We start from the raw sequence: 21715 nt of genomic DNA, 5'->3' as shown, positions 1-21715 counted from the left end.
AATCTGGCGATTGATGAGCGAAGGAGTTGGGCTTCGACGTCGAAGCGGCTCAGGGGCTCGGCTTCGACGAGTTGGAGTTGGCGGGTCTGGAGGTGGGGGATGCCGGCCTGCGCCAGGTCTTCGCCGACTTCTGCGAGCGGTGGGGCTGGGGAGTGCGTTCGCTGCTGCGGGACGCCAACCAGTTCGCGGAGCGGCTGAACCTGTCAGCGGGGCTGTACCACGAGCAGGAGCAGTACGCCTCGAACACCCTGAAGACGGTGTGGACGGCGACGGCTGGCAACCCCTACCTGTCCAAGGAGGAGGTCGAGCAGCGTTCGTGGTCGGACACGTTGAAGGACAACCCCGTCTCCCATGTCATGGACGCGGATTGGAGCGCGGAGTCCATCCGGGAGGGCGACGAGGCGGCCCAGAAGGCCTGGGACCAGGCCGAGAAGGATGTGGAGAGTTCGACGGTGACCCCGGACGCCATGTTCGATCCGAAGACGGAGTGGCAGCCGGATGGCCCATCGCAGGCCTCGTTTGGGGAGGTTGAGCGCTGATGGGCCTGGGGGACTTGGTCAACGACCTGGGGGACGGCCTGGACAGTGTCGCCGACGGCGTGCAGAAGGGCGTCGGGGAGGCCGTCAACTGGGGTGCGGACAAGGCGGCGGACGGCCTGTCGGCGGTCGGCGCGGACGGCGCGGCAGAGGGGGTGCGCGACTTCGGGGAGGGGGTGAACAACCGGCTGGGCGGCGATGTCGCCGAGCGTCAGCTGGGGGAGAGCGAGGACCCCAAGGAGCTGGTCCACGGCAGCCCGGCGGCGCTGGAGGCACGTGCCCGGCACCTGCGCGACTTCTCCCGGGCGTTCGAGAACGTCGGCCAGGGGATGCGCTCGTTGGACGGCGACGGCTGGCAGGGCCAGGCAGCGGACGCCTTCCGCGAGAAGTTCGACATGCATCCCAAGCAGTGGCTGACGGCGGCCGACGCCTGCGAGGCGGCGGCCAAGGCGCTGGAGGCGTACGCGGACACGGTGCGCTGGGCGCAGGGGCAGGCGCAGTTGGCGATCGACGCCTACCGCAATGCACAGGAGATCAGCCGGCAGGCGGTGGACGCGCACAACGCGCAGGTGACGGCGTACAACCAGGCCGCCGAGCAGTACAACGCGGCCGCGTCGGCGGGGCGCAACCCGGGACGGAAACCGACCGAACCAGGCGCTTTCACCGATCCTGGGGTGGCACGCCGGCAGGAGGCCGAGGAGATCCTGGCCGAGGCACGCCGCCAGCGCACCGATGCCGCCCGCGACGCGCAGCGCCGGGTGGCGGCCGCCCTGGATATGGCCCCACCGAAGCCGGAGTTCACCGACCGGTTGAAGGCCGACGCCGTGGACGCCGTCGTGAGCACGCAGCTGAACCAGGCCCACGTCGTGGGCGGTTTCCTCAAGGGCGGCGCGGACCTGGTGAAAATGGTCCGCACCGTCAACCCGTGGGATCCCTACAACCTCACCCACCCCGGTGAGTGGCTGAAGAACTCCAACATGCTGCTGGCCGGCCTGGTGGGCACCGCCGCCCATCCCGAACGCCTGCCCAAGGCCATCATCGGCAGCGGCTGGAGCAGCGACCCTGCCGACTCCATGGGCTACCTCGCCTCCAACCTGATCGGCGGCAAGGGCGCGACCGGCATGGCCCGAGGTGCCGCGAAGGGCGCGGCGACGGGAGGGGCACGCAGGAGCGTCGGCCAGGCGATCAAGGATTTCGCCAGGGAAAAGAAGTGCAAGTGGTTCGGCGACCCCATCGACATGGCCACCGGCCGGATGGCGCTGCCGCAGACCGACGTGACGCTGCCCGCCAAGCTGCCCCTGACTTTCTCCCGGCAGTTCGAGTCGTCGTACGGGGCCGGTCGCTGGTTCGGCCCGAGCTGGACCTCCACGGCCGACCAGCGCCTGGAGATCGACGCGGAAGGCGTCATCTTCATCCGCGAGAACGGCGCGCTGCTCGCCTACCCACACCCCGTTCCGGGCGTGCCGACCCTGCCCCTGGAGGGCGGCCGGTATCCCCTGACCATCGACGCCTACGGCGACTACGCCATCACCGACCCCGAGTCCGGCCGCGTCTGGTTCTTCGCTGCCCCGGGCGTTGACGGCAATGGCATCGCCCTGCTGGAGCAGATCACCGACCGCTCGGGCCAGTGGCTCACCTTCGAGTACGACGACGAGGGCGCCCCCACAGCGATCGTGCACTCGGCCGGCTACCACCTCACCATCGAGACGGCCGGAAACCGGATCACTGCTTTGAGCCTGGCCGATGCCGCTCCGGACGGCAGCGACCAGGAATTGGTCCGCTTCGGCTACGACGAGCACGGCCACCTGGCGGCAGTGACGAACTCCTCCGGCATACCGACCCGGTTCACCAACGACTCCGCCGGCCGGATCACGGCCTGGACCGATACGAACAACTCGTCGTACAGCTATGTCTACGACGATCAGGCGCGCTGCATCTCCCAGTCAGGTGAAGCAGGCCATCTGCGCAACACGTTCACCTACGGCGACGTCGACGCGGAGACCGGCCACCGGATCATCATCGCGACCGACTCCCTGGGCCACAGCACGCGCTACGAGGTCAACAGCGACCTGCAGGTGGTGGCCGAGACCGGCCCGGACGGCGCGGTCACCCGCACTACCTACGACCGCTACGACCGCCCGTTGACCGAAACCGACCCACTGGGCCGGACACGGAGCTACGCGTACGACGAGGCCGGCCGCATGGTGATGGCCGTTCGCCCCGACGGCCGCTACACCAGCATCGGCTACGACGACCAAGGCCTGCCCCTCTCCATATCCGGAGCCGACGGCGCGCACGTCAGCCAGCAGTTCGACGAGTTCGGCAACCGTTCGGCGGTGACCGAGTCCTCCGGGGCCACGACCTGCTTCACGTACGACGACCTTGGCCACTTGAGGGCGGTAACGGACGCGACGGGCGCGACGACCACCGTCCACTGCAACACCGCGGGCCTGCCCATGGAGGTCACGGACCCCCTGGGCGCGGTGACACGCTACGAGCGCGACGCCTTCGGTCGCCCGACGACGATCACGGACCCGCTCGGCGCTGTCACGCGCCTGGAGTGGACGGTCGAGGGCAAGCCAGCTCGCCGGACCGCGCCGGACGGCAGCACCGAGTCGTGGACGTACGACGGAGAGGGCAACTGCACCAGCCACACCGACGCCATGGGCGCGGTCTCCCATTACGAGTACACGCACTTCGACATGCTGGCCGCCCGCACGGGCCCGGACGGTGTCCGCTACGCCTTCACCCACGACACGGAGTTACGCCTCACCCAGGTCACGAACCCCCAAGGGCTGACCTGGAGTTACGAGTACGATCCGGCGGGTCGCCTGATCGCGGAGACGGACTTCGACAACCGCACACTGACGTACGCGCACGACGCGGCGGGCCAACTGACCGCCAGCACCACGGCCTCGGGCCAGACCATCGGCTTCGACAGGGACGTGCTGGGCCGCGTGGTGCGCAAGGACGCGGCCGGAGCGGTCACCACCTACACGTACGACGCGACGGGCGGCCTGGCCCAGGCAACCAGCCCGGATGCGGTTCTGGCGTTGCAGCGGGACGACACGGGCCGCGTGATATCCGAGACGGTCAATGGCCGCACGCTCACCTACACCTACGACGAGCTGGGCCGCCGCATCAGCCGCACCACGCCCACAGGCGCGACCAGCACGTGGACCTACGATGCGGCTGGCAACCGCACCGAACTGACCACCGCTGGCCGCACCCTCACCTTCACCCACGACGTGGCAGGCCGTGAACTGACCCGCCACATCGGCGACACCCTCACCCTCACCAGCACCTTCGACCCCCTGGGCCGCCTGACGAAGCAGGAACTCACCGGCTCCGCCCACCAACGCCTCACCCGTCGCGTCTACACCTACCGCGCCGACGGCAACCTGACCGCCATCGACGACCACCTGGGCGGCACCCGCCGCTTCGACCTCGACACAGTGGGCCGGGTCACCGCCGTTCACGCTGCGAACTGGACGGAGTCCTACGCCTACGACACCGCAGGCAACCAGACCCAAGCCACCTGGCCGGACCCCATGCCGGGCCAGGAAGCAACCGGTGATCGCTCCTACACCGGAACCCGCATCACCCGCGCGGGCAACGTCCGATACGAACACGACGAAGCCGGCCGCATCACCCTGCGCCAGAAAACCCGCCTGTCCCACAAACCAGACACCTGGCGCTACATCTGGGACGCTAAAGACCGCCTCACATCCGTCGTCACCCCCGACGGCACCGCCTGGCGCTATCGCTACGACCCCCTCGGCCGCCGCATCGCCAAACAACGCCTCACCGCCGATGGCGAAACCGTCGCGGAACAGACCGACTTCACCTGGGACGGCACCACCCTCTCCGAACAGACCACCCGCACCCCCGGCACCAACCAGCCCGTCATCACCCTCACCTGGGACCACCACGGTCTGCACCCGCTGACTCAGACCGAACGCAAGACAAGCCCCGACCTCGGCATGGCACCCCAGCAGGAGATCGACTCCCGCTTCTACGCCATCGTCACCGACCTGATCGGCACCCCCACCGAACTCGTCGACGAACAAGGCACCATCGCCTGGCGCACCCGCACCACCCTTTGGGGCATCACCACCTGGAACCACACCGCCACCGCCCACACCTCCCTCCGCTTCCCCGGCCAGTACCACGACCCCGAAACCGGCCTCCACTACAACTACTTCCGCCACTACGATCCCCAGACCGCCCGTTACCTCACCCTTGACCCCCTCGGCCTCCTCCCCGCACCCAACCCCACCACCTATGTCGATAATCCGCACTCCCTGATCGATCCACTCGGCCTTTCGCCCTGCCCGCGATTGAGGGTCATCGGAAACAATCCTGACTACCAAAGAGTGGCCGAACTGGAAGGAGGGCAGTGGTTTGAGGTTCCTCTGAGCTACTGGAATACGCTCACGCCGGAGCGGCAATGGGCGGAGAGCGTAAAATTCCTCGACAGGGGAATAGCGGAGGGTGCCACCTTCCGGCTAGCCACTCCGATAGAAAATTCCAAGCGAGATTCCATTTATCATGACGAGATTAACCACTTGCTGAAAAACGGGTATACATTCAATGCGGCAGGGGATGCCCTGATCCCTGGAAGGTGAATGCTGTGAGCGAGCAGAATCTGGTTAGTGGCCTAGCTGAGTGGCTTATGGAGCGCGGGTTTTCTGTCACGGAAGAACGCCAGGTCGGCGGGTTTGAGAATATCCTGCTCCGTTTTGTAGGTGAGGGATGTGAAGTGCACTTGATCCGGGAAAGGGGAAGGTGGGGGATTACCCTGACTCCTCCTGCTGGTGAGCCTAAACTCCCCCCGCAGATTTGGCGCTACTATATGGACGATATCCCCTTGGAGGTGGCGCTGGCCGAGCAGGCTGAGTCTTTCGAATCAGAGGTTGCCTTTGTTCGGAATAGGCTCCATGAAATTACTGCCGTGGCGCAGTCCGATGAAAACATCGGGGACCGCCTCGTTGATATCAATTGGGCGATTGTTAAAGACAGGCTCGGACTGGACCCAGGCATGCCGCGGCCTGGACAGCCGTGATTCGGGAATTCGCACTAAGATCAGACTTCGGAAGAAGTCGCAGCGTGCGTTTCAATAGAGCCAATGCGGCACTCGGTGAAGCCGTAAGGGCTAACCCCGACCTGGGTAAATATTTGGATAAATTCTCTCCCGGAATCGCTGACCAAGTGAGCGAGGTCTGTGGCAGAAAGAACCCTGTCGGCCGTACATGGCAGCATCAGCCCGCTGTGAACGCGGGTGGGCTTCAGGGCGTAATGCGCCTGGTTCCCACGTGCCAGCACGCCCCCGGCTCCCCAGGTGGGATGTTTCTGCGCCCTGGGAATGCTGGGGGTGTGCTGAGTGGGGAATGTCCAACGGTGCGTCGCCTGGTGGATGCGGTCGTGCAAAATCGATAGACGGTCTCCTGGCGGCTCAACCCCTCAGCCACCGGGCGAGCACGGCTAACTCCTCCACCCGCAGGACCCGCTCACCAAACCCCGGCAACGGCACATGCAGCGCCGCCGTCCACCGCTCCGGTACCGCGTCGATGCCGTACACCGCCCCGGCCAGCCCGCCGGTCACGGCAGCGACCGTGTCCGTGTCGCCGCCGAGGTCGATGGCGGCGCGTACGGCGTCCTCGTAGGAGGAGGTGGTGCGCAGGGCCCAGACGGCGGAGCCGAGACAGGGCCAGACGGCGCCGTTGAATTCGGTGGCGTCGTCGGGGTGCCAGTCGGGGGCGAGGACGGTGGCGTAGCGCTCGCGGTGGGCGGGGTGGACGGCCGTGAGGGTGTCCGGGACGGCGGTCAGCGGGTCGGCTCCGGTAAGGGCTACCCGGACCAACTCGTGGAAGACGGCGGTGCCTTCCCAGGCCGCCCGGTCTCCGTGGGTGAGGGCGGCGAGCTGGCGGGCCGCCTCCATGGTGGCCTCGCGGCCTTGGCCGGCGAAGTGGACAGCCGAAGTGGCGGCACGCATCAACGCGCCGTTCCCCGCCGCCCGTTGGCTCACCTGGAAGTGCAGCGCCGCGGCCATGTCCCAGGCGTCGCCGCTGCTCAGTACGGCTTCCGTCTGCAGGCCGATGTCCTTAGGCTGGGCCGCCGCCCAGCGCTGGAAGCGCCGGAAGACGTCCGGGAGTTCGAGCCCGCCGCACTCCAGCAGTGACTCGCCGACGAGTACGGCCATCTGCGTGTCGTCGGTCGCCTCGCCCGGCTCCCAGCCGCCGCCCCCGCACATCTCCCCGCCCTGCCCCGGCTTCGGGAAGCGGGCCGAGAAGGCGCCCTCGGGGCCGAACTCGAAGGGTGCGCCCAGGGCGTCGCCGACGGCGGAGCCGATGACGGCTCCGAGGGCGCGGTGGGTTCGGGAGGGGGTGCTCATCTGCTCATCCGGGCAGGCCGTTGCCGTTCTTGAGGGTGGTCAGGAGGGCGTGCAGGGCGGTGGGGGTGGTGGTGAGGACGGTGGTGGGGGTGTCGCTCTCGCGGAGGTGTATGGAGGTGGGGGATGCGGTGGGGAGGGCGAGTTCGACGCAGCTGTCGCCTGTGCTGCCGCCGGAGAAGGATGACTTCTGCCAGGTGAGGAAAGTGGTCATGGTGACGCCTTTCAGAGTTCCTGAAGCATGCGGGCGATGAAATCCCGGGATTTGGCCGGATTCAACGCTGAGCCTGCCACCCTGTCGTACCGCTTGCGGTAGCGCTTGAGCAGTGGCTCGGCGTCGAAGAAGACGCTGCCATGACCGCTGTCGGTCTGCACGGTGTCCAGTTGGGGAGCGGGGCCATGCAGGTAGTCCATCGAGTGCCCGGCTCCAGCAAAGTCCTCGGCTGTGAACGGCAGGACGCGCACGGTCACATGGTCCAACTCTGAGCGCTCAAGGATGAGCTGCAACTGCGCATGGGCTGTTTTGCGGCCGCCGACGAGAAGGCGCAGGGCCGCCTCGTGGATGATCACTTCGTACGGTGTCGCGGGTGAGTCCGTGATGATGTGCTGGCGGCGCAGACGAAACGCCACATACGCTTCCAGATCCTGGGGCGTCAGCTCTGGCGATCCGTAGCGGAATGCGGCTCGCACGTGATCCTCGGTTTGCAGCAGGCCGGGAATGTGCGCCATTTGAAAGGTCTGGATGCGCACGGCATGGTTCTCCAGATCCGCCAGGTCGAGGCCGACGGGGACGATGATGCCGCGGTACTCCTCCCACCAGCCCTTGCCCCGCTCCAGTGCCATGCCCACCAGTGCATCGATGTACGCGGAGTCGTCACAGGCGCAATGCCTGGCCAGCCGCCGGATGCGGTCCTCGCTGATGCCGCCGCGACCCGTCTCGACATGGCTTTGGCGCATGGGACTTGAGCTGAGCAGCGCGGCCGCGGCTCGTGCGGTGATGCCCGCCTGTTCGCGCATCTTGCGCAGCTCGGACCCCAAACGCTCCTGGCGATAGGTGGGGTTGCTCCTGAGCGGCATCTGTGTCGTCCCCCTGGTCTTTCCTGCGTACGTCCGTGCCGGGCAAGCATGGCACGGGACACACGGAGGTTGGCATTTTCCGGATATAGGTTGCTCAGGATATGGGTTGCCCCCTACCTTCGGTGATGTAGGAGGCACTCTCCGTTTCCAACGGCCTCCGCCCGCCTCAACTCACCTCTGCCCTCGGCGACTTGGAGCTGACCCCCCATGCCCGAATACAGCCTCCGCATCCCACCCCACGCCACCTCCCCCGCGTCGTCCGTGACTTCGTCACCTCCGTGCTGCATGCGCAGCGACTCGGCGGCATCGTCGACGATGCGGCGCTCTGCGTCTCGGAGTTGGTCACCAACTCCTGCGTTCATGCGGCCGCAACCGGTGCCGGGCTCCTCGTCGTCACCAACCCGGCCGGCGTGCGCGCGACGGTCTTCGACGCGGATGTGACCCTGCCTGTGATGAAGGAGGGGTACGACGCCGAGAGTGGGCGCGGGCTGTGGATCCTCGACTCGCTCACCGATGGGAGGTGGGGAGCCGCGCGTGGAGGGTGGCGCACGGGGCACAGAAGCGGCGAGGGTGGGAAGGGCGTCTGGTTCGAACTCGGGACGGGTCCGTCCGGGTGGGGACGATGACCGCTCAGCCGGTGCGTCAGGACGGGCCGGTCATCCCGATGCCCCCTTTGGCCAGGGATGCGTTGCGCGAGGCCGTCAAGCAGCTGAGTCTCGTGAACCTCCCGCAGTTCGACCTGGAAGCCGGGCGGGCGTTCGACCAGGCCGGCCAGACCGGGAGCACGGCTCCGCTGCAGCTTTTCCTGAAACGCTGGGGGGTCTTTGTGGCGATTGAGCGGGACCCGAGGCGGGCGGCCCGTCTGCATGAGGCCGAGCGGATCTCCCAGGACAGCACCATCGGCGAGACGGAGTTTCGAGCGGTCATGGCGGAGATCAACGGGATCCTGCGCGAGGCCGAGTAGGCCGCACGGGAACTCCTCGTACTCGATCTCGCTGGGATCCCGGCGACGGAGCAGGTGAGGGCCAGTAACGGCTCGACGAGGCCGACGAACCCCGCGAAGCCGAGCCTCACCCCCGCGCCGCCCCCGGATGCACCCGCACCCACCCCTCCCAAGCCGAAGCGATCATGTCCTGGACGTCGTGCTTGGCCTTCCAACCCAACTCGGTCGCGATGCGGTCGGCGGAGGCGACGACGCGGGACGGGTCGCCGGGGCGGCGGGGGGTGGTGGTCGGGGGGCGGTCGTAACCGGTGATGGCGTTGATCATGTCGATCATCTCGCGGACCGAGACGCCCTCCCCCCGGCCGATGTTGAGGGTGAGGGAGTGACCGGGGGAGGACTGCAGGGCGCGGGCCGTGGCCACGTGGGCCTCGGCCAGGTCGACGACGTGGATGTAGTCGCGGATGCAGGTGCCGTCGGGGGTCGGGTAGTCGTCGCCGAAGATGCGCGGGGGCGCGTTCTCCGTGAGCTTCTCGAAGACCATGGGGATGAGGTTGAAGACGCCGGTGTCGGCGAGCTCCGGGGCGGCCGCGCCGGCCACGTTGAAGTAGCGGAGCGATGCCGTCGACAGGCCCGTGGCGCGGCCCGTCGCGCGGACCAGCCACTCGCCCGCCAGCTTGGTCTCGCCGTACGGCGACATCGGCACGCACGGCGTCTCCTCCGTCACGAGGTCGACGTCCGGCATGCCGTACACCGCCGCCGAGGAGGAGAAGACGAAGGACGGTACGTCCGCCGCCGTCACGGCCTCCAGCAGGACGCGCAGGCCCTCGACGTTCTCCCGGTAGTAGTGCAGGGGGAGGTCGACCGACTCGCCGACCTGCTTCTTCGCCGCGAGGTGGACCACACCGGTCACGCCGTGGTCGGCCAGGGCGCGGGCGACGCGCTCGCCGTCCAGGGTCGAGCCCACGACCAGCGGGACGCCGTCGGGTACGCGGTCGGCGATGCCGGTGGACAGGTCGTCGTACACCACGGCTTGCTCGCCCGCCTCGGTCATCGCCCGTACGACGTGCGCCCCGATGTAACCGGCGCCGCCGGTGATCAGCCAGGTCATGTGCGGCCGTCCCCTCGTCAGTGGGCCTGTGGTCATCCGTGATCAGTGACGTCGGTGTCAGTGTCAGTGAAGCAGGCGGCGGAGTCTGCCGCGGACCACCGACATGACTCCCCGTAAACCCGGGGCCACGCGTAGTGCCAGTGCTCCGGAGTGTGTGGCGTATGGCTGTACGAGTACTACGGCGTGGCCCGCGCCGACTACGGCGCGACGGCGCAGTAGACCGGCGCTCGTGAGGGCGTGCGCCGTGACCTCGCGGTACGCGCCGCCTTGGAAGCGCACGCGCAGCCGCAGGTCCCACGTGCCCGCCCCCCACCTGCCCGGGTTCCCGAACGCCGCCCAGTCGACCGTCGTCTCGGCCGACCAGACGCCGTCGGCCGAGGGTGTGAGCGCCACCGACGTACGCGGAACCGTCGCGCGCCCCGTCGCCCGGCACCGCCACTCCACCTCCAGCGCCTCCGGCCCCGCCTGCGCCACCCGGCCGTACAGCTCGTGCAGGCGTAGCCGGAGGAGGGCGGTACGCGCGCGTGGGCGCAGTTCCGCGTCGACGGCGAGGGGGAGGAGGCGGACGGGGCGGGTCAGCAGTGGCTCCAGCTGGACCTCGGGCAAGGTGGTCGACCAGACAGGGGTGCCGTCGGGGGTGTGGGCATACGGAGGCAGGAGGCGGGCCGGGCGGGAGGCCAGGTCCCTGAGGCGGGGCAGGTCGCGGGGCTCGGGGGAGGCCAGGACGACGCGGCCGATGAGGCGGCCGGGTGCGGCGGGGTTGTGGGCCCAGTCGGACGCGTCGTACTCGGCGAGGTGCGCCCGCGTGTGTGCCCACCACGCGCGCTGGTAGGGCGTGTCGTGCAACCCCAACTCGCGTGCGTACATCCGCAGATCGTGGTCGAGGAACTTGGCGCGCGCCTCCCGGGCGAGCTCCTTCTGCCCGGCGCCCAGCAGGATGTCGTACGCCAGCCGGCTCGCCTCCGTACGCGCCTGCCAGTTGGTGATCCCGGCGCGGTCCAGGGAGATCGACAGCCGGTCGGCGCTGCGGCGTACGTGCCAGATGTACACGCGGTCCGGGATGAGCGCGAGGCGCGGCCCGGCGGCGAGCACGCGCGCGGTGAAGACGAAGTCCTCGTAGGGGAAGCGGCCTTCGGGGAAGCGGATGCCGTGGTCGCGCAGGAAGTCGGTGCGGTAGAGCTTGTTGACGCAGAGCGTGTCGTGGACCAGACGTCGGCGCTGCGCGGGGCGCTCGAACACGGCGTGCGCGGCGTAGAGGGGCGCCTGCCAGGGCACCTCGCGCCGGCCGGGCAGCTCCCGCCGCACACACAGACCGCCCGCCACCTCCGCGTCCGCCCCCGTCGCCGCCGCGAGCAGCGCGTCCACCGCACCCGGCGGGAGTACGTCGTCGCTGTCCAGGAACATCACGTACGGCGAGGTCACCCGGTCGAGCCCGGTGTTGCGCGGGCTGCCGCAGCCGCCGCTGTTGACCCGGCGCCGGACCACCTTCACACGCGGTTCGGTCGCGGCGAGACGGGCGAGCAGTTCCGCGCTCCCGTCCGTCGAGCAGTCGTCGACGGCGACGACCTCACGGACCACGGGACCCTGCGCCAACGCCGAGCGGACGGCCGTCGTCACATGCGCGGCGTCGTTGTAGCCGATGACGACGATGCCGACCTGTGGGCCGCGAGGGGTGCGGGGGGCGTGAGGGTGCATGGGGGCCACGGTCCGGAATCGCAGGAGTGCTGGGTGATCACCCGTTGAGGGGGACTTGGGGCCCGTTCCGGAAGACGGCCGGAGAGGGGGCCCGGTTCACTCACCGGCAAAGGCGTTTCAGAGATCGGGGGTGCGGAGCTGGGGGAGGCGGAGGTAGTTCATGACGACGGATCGTATGCCGGATGAATGCACCATCAGAGGTGATACGCCGTGAGTAGCCAGTAAGTGTTGGCAGGAAGTGCAAACCAGATCATCGTGGGCGAGGGGTTCGGCCGTTGTCCCGCGGGGGATCCCCGCGGTCCAGCGGGCCCCTACGAGCCCCGCCCCGGAGCCGCGGCCTCCTCCACCGCCGCCGCATCCAGCGCCTCCGTGAGCTGATCCAGCCGTGCCCGCAGCTCGCGGATCTCGTCCATGTCGAAGCCCGTCGCGGTGGCGATCCGGCGCGGTACCTGCAGGGCCCGCTCGCGCAGCGCGGCCCCCTCCTCCGTCAGCCGCACCTCCACCGAGCGCTCGTCGCGGGCGCTGCGCTCCCGGCGTACCAGTCCGGCCGCCTCCAGCCGCTTGAGCAGCGGCGACAGGGTGCCGGAGTCGAGGCGCAGGTGTTCGCCGAGCTTCTTCACGGGCAGGTCGCCGTGCTCCCACAGCACCAGCATCACCAGGTACTGCGGATAGGTGAGCCCCAGGTCCTTCAGCACCAAGCGGTAGACGCCGCCGAAGGCGCGCGACGCGGCGTTCAGGGAGAAGCAGATCTGCTGGTCGAGGCGGAGCCAGTCGGCTGTGGGCGTGCTCGTCATGTCTCCAGGGTAGCTCGTGCCCGTCATTTAGTTGTGGGCAATTGAATTGTGTGCTCTACTTGTGGTCGTGCGGCGGCCGCAACAGAGCCGCCGGATCACACATGACCTGAGAGGGATGGTTTTCCATGGACGCGCTCTACACCGCTGTCGCCACCGCCACCCACGGCCGCGAGGGTCGCGCCGTCTCCAACGACGGCAAGATCGACCTCGCGCTGGGCATGCCGGTGGAGCTGGGCGGCAACGGCCAGGGCACCAACCCGGAGCAGCTGTTCGCCGCCGGTTACGCCGCCTGCTTCGGCAGCGCCCTCGGCCTCGTCGGCCGCCAGGCCAAGGTCGACGTCTCCGACGCCGCCGTCACCGCCGAGGTCGGCATAGGCAAGCAGGGCGAGGGCTTCGGTCTGAAGGTGAGCCTGCGCGTGGAGCTGCCCGACACCCTGGACGAGGCGACCGGCCGCAAGCTGGTCGAGCAGGCCCACCAGGTCTGCCCGTACTCCAACGCCACCCGCGGCAACATCGAGGTCGACCTCGTCATCGAGTAAGTCCCGGCGCGCACTCCGTACGAAGCGTCACCCGATCCGCGCCAACACCTCCCCGGTCCCCCGGCTCCACGCCACCACCACCGCCTCCTCCGGCACCGTCTTCCATCGCGTCAGCAGCAGCCAGCGCGCGTGGTACCGCCGGGCGATGGCCGTGCGCTCGGCGCGGGTCGACGTGCCGGAGAGGTAGGCGCGGACATCGGCGAGCCGACGCTCCCGTTCCCGCTCGTCCAGGGCGGGGTCGGGCCAGATCGGCGCGGCGAGGTTCGGGCCGTAGCCGGGGATGGAGCGAGGGGCGAAGTGCCCGTCGGAGATCACCACCTCGCCCTTGCCGACGTGCCGTGCCGCCCAGGCGTACGACGGCCAGTGCGACGGCTGCTCGAGGCCGATCGGATCCAGTGCCCGCGGCACCACCGCCCCGCCCTGCACGGTGAGGAACCCGACGCAGGCCCCGACGGCCGCCGCCCCGCCCAGCACCTGCCGCGCCCTGCCCCACGGCCGGGGCGCCGCCAGCTCCACCGCGAGCGCGAACTGCAGCGGCACCAGGGTGAGCCCGAGGATCCTGCCGTAGGTGTAGCGGCCGCTGACCCAGCCGTACGCCACGAACAGGCAGTCGAGGGCGAACAGCAGTACCAGCGGATCCCGCCAGGAACCCCGCCGCCACAGCGCCGGCAGCCCCAGCAGCGCCAGCCAGAACTGCCCGCCGAGATGCTCGTACAGCCGCCGGTGCATCCAGTCCACGCTGTCGTCCCCGGCCAGCGCGAACACGTCGAAGTACGGCCAGCACCCGGCGACCAGCAACGCCGCACCCGCCGTCACCCCCCACCGCACGGCCACCGCCCACTGCACGGCCGCGGCGCCCCGCCACCCCCGCTGCCACCCGCCGACGAACGCCACCGCCCCCAGCACCGCCGCCGCCGCGGTGATCGGATGGATCAGCAGGATCAGCCCGTACAGCGTGCCGATCCCCGCGTACCCGGCGAGCCCCGACAGCCCGCTCGGTCCGACGTACCGGACGAGCCCCTCCCCGCGTGCACGCGCCCCCGTGAGCGCCCACGCCCAGAACGTGAGCCCGATGGCGAAGGCCGACGGATAGCCGAGGTTCCCCGTCATCGACATCAGGCTCAGATAGCCGCTCCACCAGGCCCGCTCGGTCCCCCACAGCAGCGTCATCGCCCCCAGCGCGAGCACCGGCGCCCACGGCCTGGGCGTCAGTACCCGCGCGAAGTGGCCGATGCCGGTCAGCAGTACGAGCAGGTTCAGCGGGCCGGCCAGCCGTACCACCTCCCAGCCGCCCAGCCCGGTCAGCCGGGCGAACGCGCCCTGCGCGAACGCGTACGGCGAGTAGTAGGGGCTGCCCGCGCCCGGCAGGTCCGCCATCGGATGGCGAGGGTGGAGCAGGTCCGCCTTGAGACGTTCGACGACCGCCGCGTGCTGGCCCGCGTCGCAGCACAGCGGCACGGCCCAGTACGCCAGCGACATCACCAGGAAGAACGCGAAGCCGAAGACCTGGTACGGCGTCGGACGCCAACTGCGGCCGCCGCGCAGGGCACTCGCGCCGCGCACGGTCCTCCGGACGAGGACACCTACAGCGGCCGCAGTGCTGGTCGTGGAGGTTGTGTGGGTTTGAGGCATTTGCCGTATGTTCCCGATCGGGCCGGTCGGGTCAACGGCTTTACCTCACATCACCTCATCGAGTGAGCCCTCGCGTCCGCCGGGGCCGGCACCCGCCGCACCCCGCTCGGACGCTCCGGCATCGACTCACCCAGCATCAACGTCCGTACGACCCGCTCCGCGGCCAACCCGTCGTCGAACTCGCAGAACCGCTCCCGGAACCCCGCCCGCAACCGCGCCGACTCCCCGTCCTGCCACGTCCCGGACGCGAACAGCCACGCCAACTCCCGGTAGGAGCGGGACACATGACCCGGCGCGTCGGAGGTGATGTCGAAGTAGGCGCCCCTGCTCGCCGCGTACGCCCCCCAGTCGTCGGCGTGGATCACGATCGGCCGGTCCAGGTTGGCGTAGTCGAACATCAGGGCCGAGTAGTCGGTGACCAGCACATTGGCGGCGAGCAGCACGTCCTCGACATGCGGCACGTCCGTCGCGTCGATCAGCACGCCCCGCCGGTGCAGATCGGCCAGGCCCATCCCGCGTGCCGTGCCCTGCGCCAGCGACGGATGCAGGCGTACGACGAGCGTGTGGCCCGCGCCGAGGTCCGCGGCGAACCGGGCGAGATCGATCCGGTCGACATGGCCGCCCCTGCGGTACTCGCGACGGGTCGGCGCGTACAACACGACCGTGTCACCGGCGGGGACGCCGAGCCGCGCACGGGCGGCCTCGCCGGCGTCCGGGCCGGCGCCGACCAGCACGTCATTGCGCGGACTCCCCGTCCGCAGCGACGTGAAGTGACACGGATACGCCCGCTCCCACACCAGCTCCGAGTGCCGGTTGGCCACCAGGCTGTAGTCCCAGCGGTCGGCCCGCCACAGCATCTTCGGCACGTCGAAGCCGTGCCGGGCGCCGGGCTTGGTCAGCAGGTCGGCCGCCATGTACTTGAGCGGGGTGCCCTGATGGGTCTGGACGTGGACGCTGCCGGGACGCTTGGTCAGGCTGCCGGGCCAGTTGACGTTGTTCACCCAGTACGCGGCCCGCGCCATGACCTCGTGGTAGCGCCGCGAGCCCGGCGTCACGAAGTCGGTGCCGGGAGGCAGCGAGTCGACCGCGTCCTCCTGGACGACCCACACACCCCTGATGTGCGGGGCGATCTCGCGGGCCTTGGCGTGGATCGCCGCCGGATCGCCCAGCACCCCGCGATGCGAGAACGCCGAGTAGACGGCCAGGTGCGGATCGAGCGGAAGCTTCGACTGGGCCGCGTACCAGGCCCGTTGGGCCCGCTGCGAGGCCGCCCCCGTCACGCGCCGCTTGCCGGCCCCCGCCACCCTGCGCACCTCGCGCAGACCGCGAGCCACGGCGTACGACGCGTAGGGCGCCGTCGCCAGCAGCCGCATCTCCTTGCCGCGCCAGCCGTCGGGCGGGGTGAAGCCTTCCGGAAGGTGGCGGGCGTGGAAGGAGCGGATCTCACGGTAGAAGTCCGGCCGGTCCGCGGGCCTGACCCGGTCCTCCCTCGCCAGCACGAACAGCATGTGGTCCAGGGCCCGCTCGAACAGCAGCGGACGCGCCCACGCCAGGTCCGGGCGCTCTTCGAGGAACGCGAACAGGCCCTCGTACTGCGGAAAGATGTCGAAGTGCCGCCGCCCCGGCGTCTTGGTGATCGCACCCTGCCGGCGCTGCCGGTACTCGACCCCGATCCGTTCCAGGCAGGCGATGCGGTCGGCCAGCACCATCGAGCGGTAGGTGACGGGCGCGTCCTCGTACAGGCCCGGCGCGTAGCGCAGCTCGTGCTTGAGGAAGAAGTCCCGCCGGTACGCCTTGTTCCAGGCGACCAGGAACAGATGCAGATACTGCGGGCTCTCACGGACGCTGAAGGTGTCCGTGCCGGCCGCGGCCAGCAGGTCCGCCGCCGTGCTCCGGCCGCCGCGGCCCCACCAGTGGGTGCGCACGTGGTCGAAGACCAGGATGTCCGGGTCGTCGGTCGCCTCCAGACGCGCGGCGACGGCGGCCAGCAGGCCCGGCGTGTAGTGGTCGTCGCTGTCGAGGAAGAGGACGTAGTCGCCGCTCGCCTGCTCCAGACCGGCGTTGCGGGCCCGGCCGAGGCCGACGTTCTCCGGCAGGTGCAGCACGCGCACGCGTGCGTCGCGCTCGGCGTAGGCGTCCAGGATGGCGGGGCAGCCGTCGGGGGAGCGGTCGTCGACGGCGATCACCTCGAAGTCGGTGAACGACTGCCCGAGCACCGAGTCCAGGCACTCCCGCAGGAAGCCCTGCACCTTGAAGACGGGGACGATGATGCTGAAGCGGGGCACGTCAGTTCCTCACGAGGGTCGTCGCGGCGGGGGCGGGGATGCGCTCGGCGAGCGGGATCACCGGCGGGATCGCCTCGGGCGGCTCGCCCAGCAGCACCCGGCGTACGACCCGCTCGGCCGCCTGCCCGTCGTCGAACTGGCAGAACCGCTCCCGGAACGCGGCCCGCAGGGCCCTGGCCTCCCCGTCCGCCCACGAGCCGTCGCGGAAGACGGCCGCCAGCTCCCCCGGCGTACGCGCCACCCGGCCCGGCGGAGCCTCCATCAGGTCGAAGTAGACGCCCCGCAGCTCCCGGTAGACGTCCCAGTCGTCCGCGTACACGACGATCGGCCGGTCCAGATTGGCGTAGTCGAACATGATCGAGGAGTAGTCGGTGATCAGCGCGTCGGCGGCCAGGCAGACGTCCTCGGACGAGCGGTGCCCGGTGACGTCGATGATCCGGCCGGTGCCGCGCGCGCCTCCCTGGTCGTAGAAGTAGTGGGCGCGCAGCAGCACGACGTACTCGTCGCCGATCTCCTCGCACAGCGCCTGAAGGTCGAGGCTCGACTCGAAGCCGGTGGCGTGGTCGCGGTGCGTGGGCGCGTAGAGCAGCGCCTTCTTGCCCTCGGGGACGCCGAGTTCGCGGCGGATGCGGGCGACGTCGCCGGCGGTCGACGTGTAGTAGGCGTCGTTGCGCGGATAGCCGTACTCGAGGGTCTCGTGCGCGGCGGGGAACGCGCTCTCCCACATCTCCGTGGAGTGCCGGTTGGAGGTGAGGTTGTAGTCCCAGCGGTCCACGCGGGCCAGCAGTTTGGCGAAGCTGCCGGTCGCGGCCGCCACCACGGGGTACGTCGCCTGGTCGGCGCCCATCTTCTTCAGCGGGGTGCCGTGCTGGGTTGACAGATGCACGCTGCCCTTGCGCTTGACGACGGCGTCCGCGAAGTTGGCGTTGTTGATCAGGTACTTGGCGCGGGCCAGCACGTCCCAGTACTTACGGCTGCCGATGACGGCGTACTCCACGTCCTTGGGCACGGTGTGCGCCTGGTCCGCCTCGACCACGAACACCGCACGGATGTGCGGGGCGAGCTCGCGCGCCTTGGCGTGGATCGCGGCCGGATTGCAGACATAACCGCGCCCCCAGTACGCGCAGTACACGGCGAGGTTCTGATCCAGCGGCCGCCGCAGCTGGAGCTGGTACCGCAGTCGCGTGCGCAGCCCGCGCGGACGCGGCACGCATGAAGCCGCCCGCGCCGCCGCCTGGTTGGCCCGGCGCAGCGCCCGGAACGCCGTATACGCCCCGCTCGCCAGCAGCCGGTGCTGCACGCCGAGACTGCCGCCCGGCGTCCGGAACCCGGCGGGACGGTGCCGCCGGTAGAGCCTGCTCGCCCGCCGGAAGAAGGCCCGGCGCCCGCGCGGCAGCCGTCCCGGATGGGCGGCCGTCTTCAGTACGGCGGCGAAGAGCTGCTCGAACAGCGCCGCGCGCCGCTCCTCGGACAGCCCCTGCTGGGCCGCCCGCGTCAGCACCAGCTCGGCCTGGTCCAGCAGCTCGACGTGGTGCTCCCCCGGCAGGCCCAGCCGATTGCCCTGCCGCCGCAGCAGATGCCGTACGACGACCTGGCGCAGCACCGCCATGCGCGCGGCGCCCAGCACGACCAGCCCGCCGAAGCCGACGTCGGTGAAGTGGCCGTCGGGAAAGGCGAGGTGGTGCTCGGCGAGGAAGGTCCGCCGGTAAGCCGCACTCCACGCCGGGAGCTGGACCCCCGTCAGCTCGGCGGCCTCCTCGGGCGAGAAGACCCCGCCCGGCGTCCGCGCCTGCACGAGCGCGGCCGGATTGGTCGGCTCACCCACCCACCACGGGGTCCGCTCGTGCTCGAAGTGCAGGACATCCACGTCACCGGTCTCGCCCAGCCGGGCGTCCAGCGCCGCCAGAGCGCCCGGCACCAGCACGTCGTCGCCGTCCAGGAACAGCACCCAGTCACCGATCGCCGCCCGCAGCCCGGCGTTGCGCGCCCCGGCCAGCCCGGCCGCCGGCGGCGAGTTCACGGGCGCCACCCGGCAGTCCCGCTCGGCGTACCCGGCGGCGACGTGCGCCGCCGGGGAGTCGGGGGCGTCGCAGACCGGGATCAGCTCGAAGTCGCCGAAAGGCTGGGCGAGGACCGAGTCCAGCGCCTGGGACAGCCGGCCCGCGACCCCATGGGACGGAACGATGATGCTGAAGCGGGGCATACTGCTCTTTCTGTCGATGTGCTGGCGGCCGGGTTCTTCAGGAGGCCGGGGTCGGCCTCACTCGGTGCGCCGACGGCCGGGCCGCCCGGCCGGGCGCCAGGTGTGCGGCCGGCTCGGCGTGGGCCGCGACGGGCTGGAGGGCATGTGAACTCCTCTTCCGTGAGAACGGCGTTCAGCGGCTCTCGGTGACGGTCCGGGTGCCCGCGGGTTGCGGCACGGTGGCGCGCGGGGACTGCGCGAGCGACGCGGCCGGCGACGGAACGGGGTGGCGCTTGTCGAGCGGCACGACGGAGGGCCGGCCGGTCTCGCCCAGCACGACATGGCGGACGACCCGCTCGGCGGCGCGTCCGTCGCCGTACGGGCAGAAACGCTCGCGGAACGCCGACCGCAGCTGGGCGGAGCGCGAGCCGCGCCAGTGGCCGGTGGTGAAGATGTCGATCAGCTCGTCCTCGCTGCGCGACACCGCGCCCGGCGGGAAGGAGCGCAGGTCGAAGTAGGTGCCGCGGGCCGCCTCGTACGCCTCCCGGTCGTCGGCGTGGATCACGATCGGCCGGTCCAGGTCGGCGTAGTCGAACATGATCGACGAGTAGTCGGTGACCAGGGCGTCAGAGGCCAGGCACAGCGACTCGACGCTCGGGTGGTCGGTGACGTCGATGACCTGTCCCGCGGTGGGGGCGAGGGGGCCGCCGTGCCGGGGGTGCGCGCGGGCCAGGACGACGAAGCGGGGGCCCAGTCGGCACAGGACGTGGTGCAGGTCGAGGGTGGTGCGCTGGGTGCGCCGGTAGTCGCGGTGGGTGGGGGCGTAGAGGATCGCGACCGCGCCCTCGGGGATGCCGAGCGACTCCCGGATCCGGGCCACGTCCGCCGAAGTCGCCTGCTGGAAGACGTCGGCCCGCGGGCTGCCGTATTCGAGGGTCGTGTAGCCGCCCGGGTAGACGCGCTCCCAGATCAGGGTGGAGTGGCGGTTGGCGGACAGGACGTAGTCCCACTTGTCGACGTTGTCGAGGAGTTCGTCGAAGTCCGTGTCCCCCGCGGCTGCCGGGCGTTCGCGCAGGTCCAGGCCCATGTGCTTGAGCGGGGTGCCCTGCCGGGTCTGGACGAGGACCTGGCCGCGGCGCTTGACCAGGCGGCGGTCGAAGTCGGCGTTGTGGACCAGGTACTTGGAGCGGGCGAGGGCCGTCCAGTAGGCGGCGGTGTCGGGGCGCAGCCGGCGGGTGCCGGTGGGGACGGAGTCGTGCTGCTCGGCCTCGGCGATCCAGGCCGTGCGGATGCCCGGGGCGTGCGCGCGGAAGGCCTGCTCCAGGGCGCCCGGGTGGCAGCCGTGGCCGCGCACGCCGTGGGCGGCGAAGACGGCGCGGTCGGCGCGCAGCGGGAGGCGCCGCTGGATGCGGTAGTGCAGGCGCAGGGCGGTGGAACGCACGCCCTTCAGCAGACGGTTGGTGAGCTTGGCGGTGCGGCGGACCAGGGCGGCCGTCAGTTGCAGGGCGCGGTAGGTGCGGTGCAGGCCCAGGCGGACCAGGGTGTGGTGGACCCGGGAGCGCGGGGGGACGGGGGCGCCCGGGGAGCGGTAGCGGCGGTAGTAGGTGCGGGCCGTGCGCAGGAACTGGGCGCGGCTGCGGCGCGGCAGGCGGTCGCGGCGGGCGAACACCACGACCAGGTGGTCGACCATCCGACGGAACAACAGCGGGCGCCAGCAGGCGAGTTCGGGGTGCTGGTCGACGTAGGCGAAGACACGGTCGTACTGCTCGAAGATGTCGAAGTGCCGCGGGCTGACCGTGCCGAGGATGCCGCCCCGGCGCCGCTGCCGGTAGTGCACGCACACCCGGTCCAGGGTCGCGATCGACTCCGCCGTCATCAGGACCGGGTACGTCCAGGGCGTGTCCTCGTAATAGCCGGACGGGAAGGCGAAGCCCTCCTGCTCGACGAACTCCCGCCGGTACGCCTTGTTCCAGGCCACCATCAGCAGCCGCAGCAGCCCCGGGCGGTCCGCCAGCCGGAAGGGCGCCGGGCCCTGTTCGGTGAGCCGGGCCGCGGCCTGGTTGCGGATCGTCTCGCCGGTCCAGTAGGTGCGCGCGTAGTCGTAGACCAGGACGTCCGGGTCGCCGGTCTCCTTCAGCCGGTCGGCGATCGCGTGCAGGGCATCGGGGGTGAGGCTGTCGTCGCTGTCGAGGAAGATCAGGTAGTCGCCGGTGGCCTGGGCCATACCGGCGTTGCGGGCGGGCCCCAGCCCCCGGTTCTCGGCGAGGTGCACGGGGCGCACGCGCGCGTCGCGGGCCGCGAACTCGTCGATGATCGCGCCGGACGCGTCCGGTGAGCAGTCGTCGACGGCGATCAGTTCGAGATCCGGGTACGACTGCGAGAGCACCGATTCCAGGCACTCGTGCAGGTACGCCTGAACCTTGTACGCGGGGACAATGACACTGAACCTGGGCAAGGGACATCCACTGGGTCGGCCGGGACGGTGGGCGCTGTCGCCGTAGCGCCTTGCCCGGGAACGGCCAATGGAGTGACT

The 21715-nt window shown here is 70.2% G+C and carries 16 protein-coding genes; 6 read left to right on the top strand and 10 right to left on the bottom strand.

Features of this window, described 5'->3' with window-relative positions; all coding sequences use genetic code 11:
- Positions 1 to 26 precede the first annotated feature (26 nt).
- From PBV52_RS17965 to PBV52_RS17955, 3 genes are read left to right on the top strand one after another with little or no spacing between them, the layout of a single operon-like run.
- Positions 27 to 539 (top strand): hypothetical protein, encoded by a 513-nt coding sequence (locus tag PBV52_RS17965; RefSeq protein WP_274239386.1) that lies wholly within the window; start codon positions 27 to 29, stop codon positions 537 to 539.
- Positions 539 to 5164, top strand: coding sequence for a putative T7SS-secreted protein (locus tag PBV52_RS17960; RefSeq protein ID WP_274239385.1), 4626 nt, complete (start codon positions 539 to 541; stop codon positions 5162 to 5164). The genes PBV52_RS17965 and PBV52_RS17960 overlap by 1 nt, the downstream gene beginning before the upstream one ends.
- 5 nt (positions 5165 to 5169) lie before the next feature.
- Positions 5170 to 5601: a hypothetical protein gene (locus PBV52_RS17955; RefSeq protein WP_274239384.1), complete on the top strand. Its 432-nt coding sequence runs from the start codon at positions 5170 to 5172 to the stop codon at positions 5599 to 5601.
- A 390-nt stretch (positions 5602 to 5991) separates the two neighbouring features.
- Here PBV52_RS17955 and PBV52_RS17950 read toward each other — a convergent pair whose 3' ends face one another.
- Genes PBV52_RS17950 through PBV52_RS17940 form a run of 3 tightly spaced genes read right to left on the bottom strand, consistent with a single transcriptional unit; the run spans position 5992 to position 8004 of the window.
- The gene (locus PBV52_RS17950; RefSeq protein WP_274239383.1) at positions 5992 to 6930 is read right to left on the bottom strand and encodes an ADP-ribosylglycohydrolase family protein; all 939 of its coding nucleotides are present in this window, start codon (positions 6928 to 6930) and stop codon (positions 5992 to 5994) included.
- A 4-nt stretch (positions 6931 to 6934) separates the two neighbouring features.
- A complete protein-coding gene (locus tag PBV52_RS17945) occupies positions 6935 to 7141 on the bottom strand; it encodes a DUF397 domain-containing protein (RefSeq protein WP_274239382.1) in 207 nt (68 codons plus the stop codon).
- An 11-nt stretch (positions 7142 to 7152) separates the two neighbouring features.
- A complete protein-coding gene (locus PBV52_RS17940; protein ID WP_274239381.1) occupies positions 7153 to 8004 on the bottom strand; it encodes a DUF5753 domain-containing protein in 852 nt (283 codons plus the stop codon).
- Between the two features lie 191 nt (positions 8005 to 8195).
- Here PBV52_RS17940 and PBV52_RS17935 point away from each other — a divergent pair, with 191 nt between their 5' ends.
- Both PBV52_RS17935 and PBV52_RS17930 read left to right on the top strand, forming a co-directional pair.
- A complete protein-coding gene (locus tag PBV52_RS17935) occupies positions 8196 to 8630 on the top strand; it encodes an ATP-binding protein (protein ID WP_274239380.1) in 435 nt (144 codons plus the stop codon).
- A complete protein-coding gene (locus PBV52_RS17930; RefSeq protein ID WP_274239379.1) occupies positions 8627 to 8968 on the top strand; it encodes a hypothetical protein in 342 nt (113 codons plus the stop codon). The genes PBV52_RS17935 and PBV52_RS17930 overlap by 4 nt, the downstream gene beginning before the upstream one ends.
- 106 nt (positions 8969 to 9074) lie before the next feature.
- Here the strand turns inward: PBV52_RS17930 and galE are convergent, their stop codons facing one another.
- From galE to PBV52_RS17915, 3 genes are all read right to left on the bottom strand, one after another.
- Positions 9075 to 10055, bottom strand: coding sequence for a UDP-glucose 4-epimerase GalE (gene galE, locus PBV52_RS17925; RefSeq protein WP_274239378.1), 981 nt, complete (start codon positions 10053 to 10055; stop codon positions 9075 to 9077).
- A gap of 63 nt (positions 10056 to 10118) precedes the next feature.
- Positions 10119 to 11750 carry a glycosyltransferase family A protein gene (locus tag PBV52_RS17920; RefSeq protein WP_274239377.1) on the bottom strand — a complete coding sequence of 544 codons (1632 nt, stop codon included), beginning with the start codon at positions 11748 to 11750 and terminating at the stop codon, positions 10119 to 10121.
- A gap of 311 nt (positions 11751 to 12061) precedes the next feature.
- Positions 12062 to 12544, bottom strand: coding sequence for a MarR family winged helix-turn-helix transcriptional regulator (locus PBV52_RS17915; protein ID WP_274239376.1), 483 nt, complete (start codon positions 12542 to 12544; stop codon positions 12062 to 12064).
- Between the two features lie 125 nt (positions 12545 to 12669).
- Here PBV52_RS17915 and PBV52_RS17910 point away from each other — a divergent pair, with 125 nt between their 5' ends.
- Positions 12670 to 13083 (top strand): organic hydroperoxide resistance protein, encoded by a 414-nt coding sequence (locus PBV52_RS17910; protein ID WP_274239375.1) that lies wholly within the window; start codon positions 12670 to 12672, stop codon positions 13081 to 13083.
- A 27-nt stretch (positions 13084 to 13110) separates the two neighbouring features.
- On the opposite strand, the gene PBV52_RS17905 is transcribed toward PBV52_RS17910, so the two are convergent.
- The 4 genes from PBV52_RS17905 to PBV52_RS17890 form a co-directional block, all read right to left on the bottom strand.
- Positions 13111 to 14715 carry a hypothetical protein gene (locus PBV52_RS17905; RefSeq protein WP_274239374.1) on the bottom strand — a complete coding sequence of 535 codons (1605 nt, stop codon included), beginning with the start codon at positions 14713 to 14715 and terminating at the stop codon, positions 13111 to 13113.
- 50 nt (positions 14716 to 14765) lie between these two features.
- A complete protein-coding gene (locus PBV52_RS17900) occupies positions 14766 to 17000 on the bottom strand; it encodes a bifunctional glycosyltransferase family 2 protein/CDP-glycerol:glycerophosphate glycerophosphotransferase (protein ID WP_274239373.1) in 2235 nt (744 codons plus the stop codon).
- A gap of 1 nt (position 17001) precedes the next feature.
- A complete protein-coding gene (locus tag PBV52_RS17895) occupies positions 17002 to 19203 on the bottom strand; it encodes a CDP-glycerol glycerophosphotransferase family protein (protein WP_274239372.1) in 2202 nt (733 codons plus the stop codon).
- 172 nt (positions 19204 to 19375) lie between these two features.
- Complete coding sequence (locus tag PBV52_RS17890) at positions 19376 to 21637, bottom strand: bifunctional glycosyltransferase family 2 protein/CDP-glycerol:glycerophosphate glycerophosphotransferase (RefSeq protein WP_274239371.1); 2262 nt, start codon at positions 21635 to 21637, stop codon at positions 19376 to 19378.
- Between the last annotated feature and the right edge of the window lie 78 nt (positions 21638 to 21715).

This window comes from Streptomyces sp. T12, assembly GCF_028736035.1.
Taxonomy (GTDB): domain Bacteria; phylum Actinomycetota; class Actinomycetes; order Streptomycetales; family Streptomycetaceae; genus Streptomyces.
The sequence above is the reverse complement of the archived record's forward strand: the minus strand, read 5'-3'. Positions and strand labels throughout refer to the sequence as shown.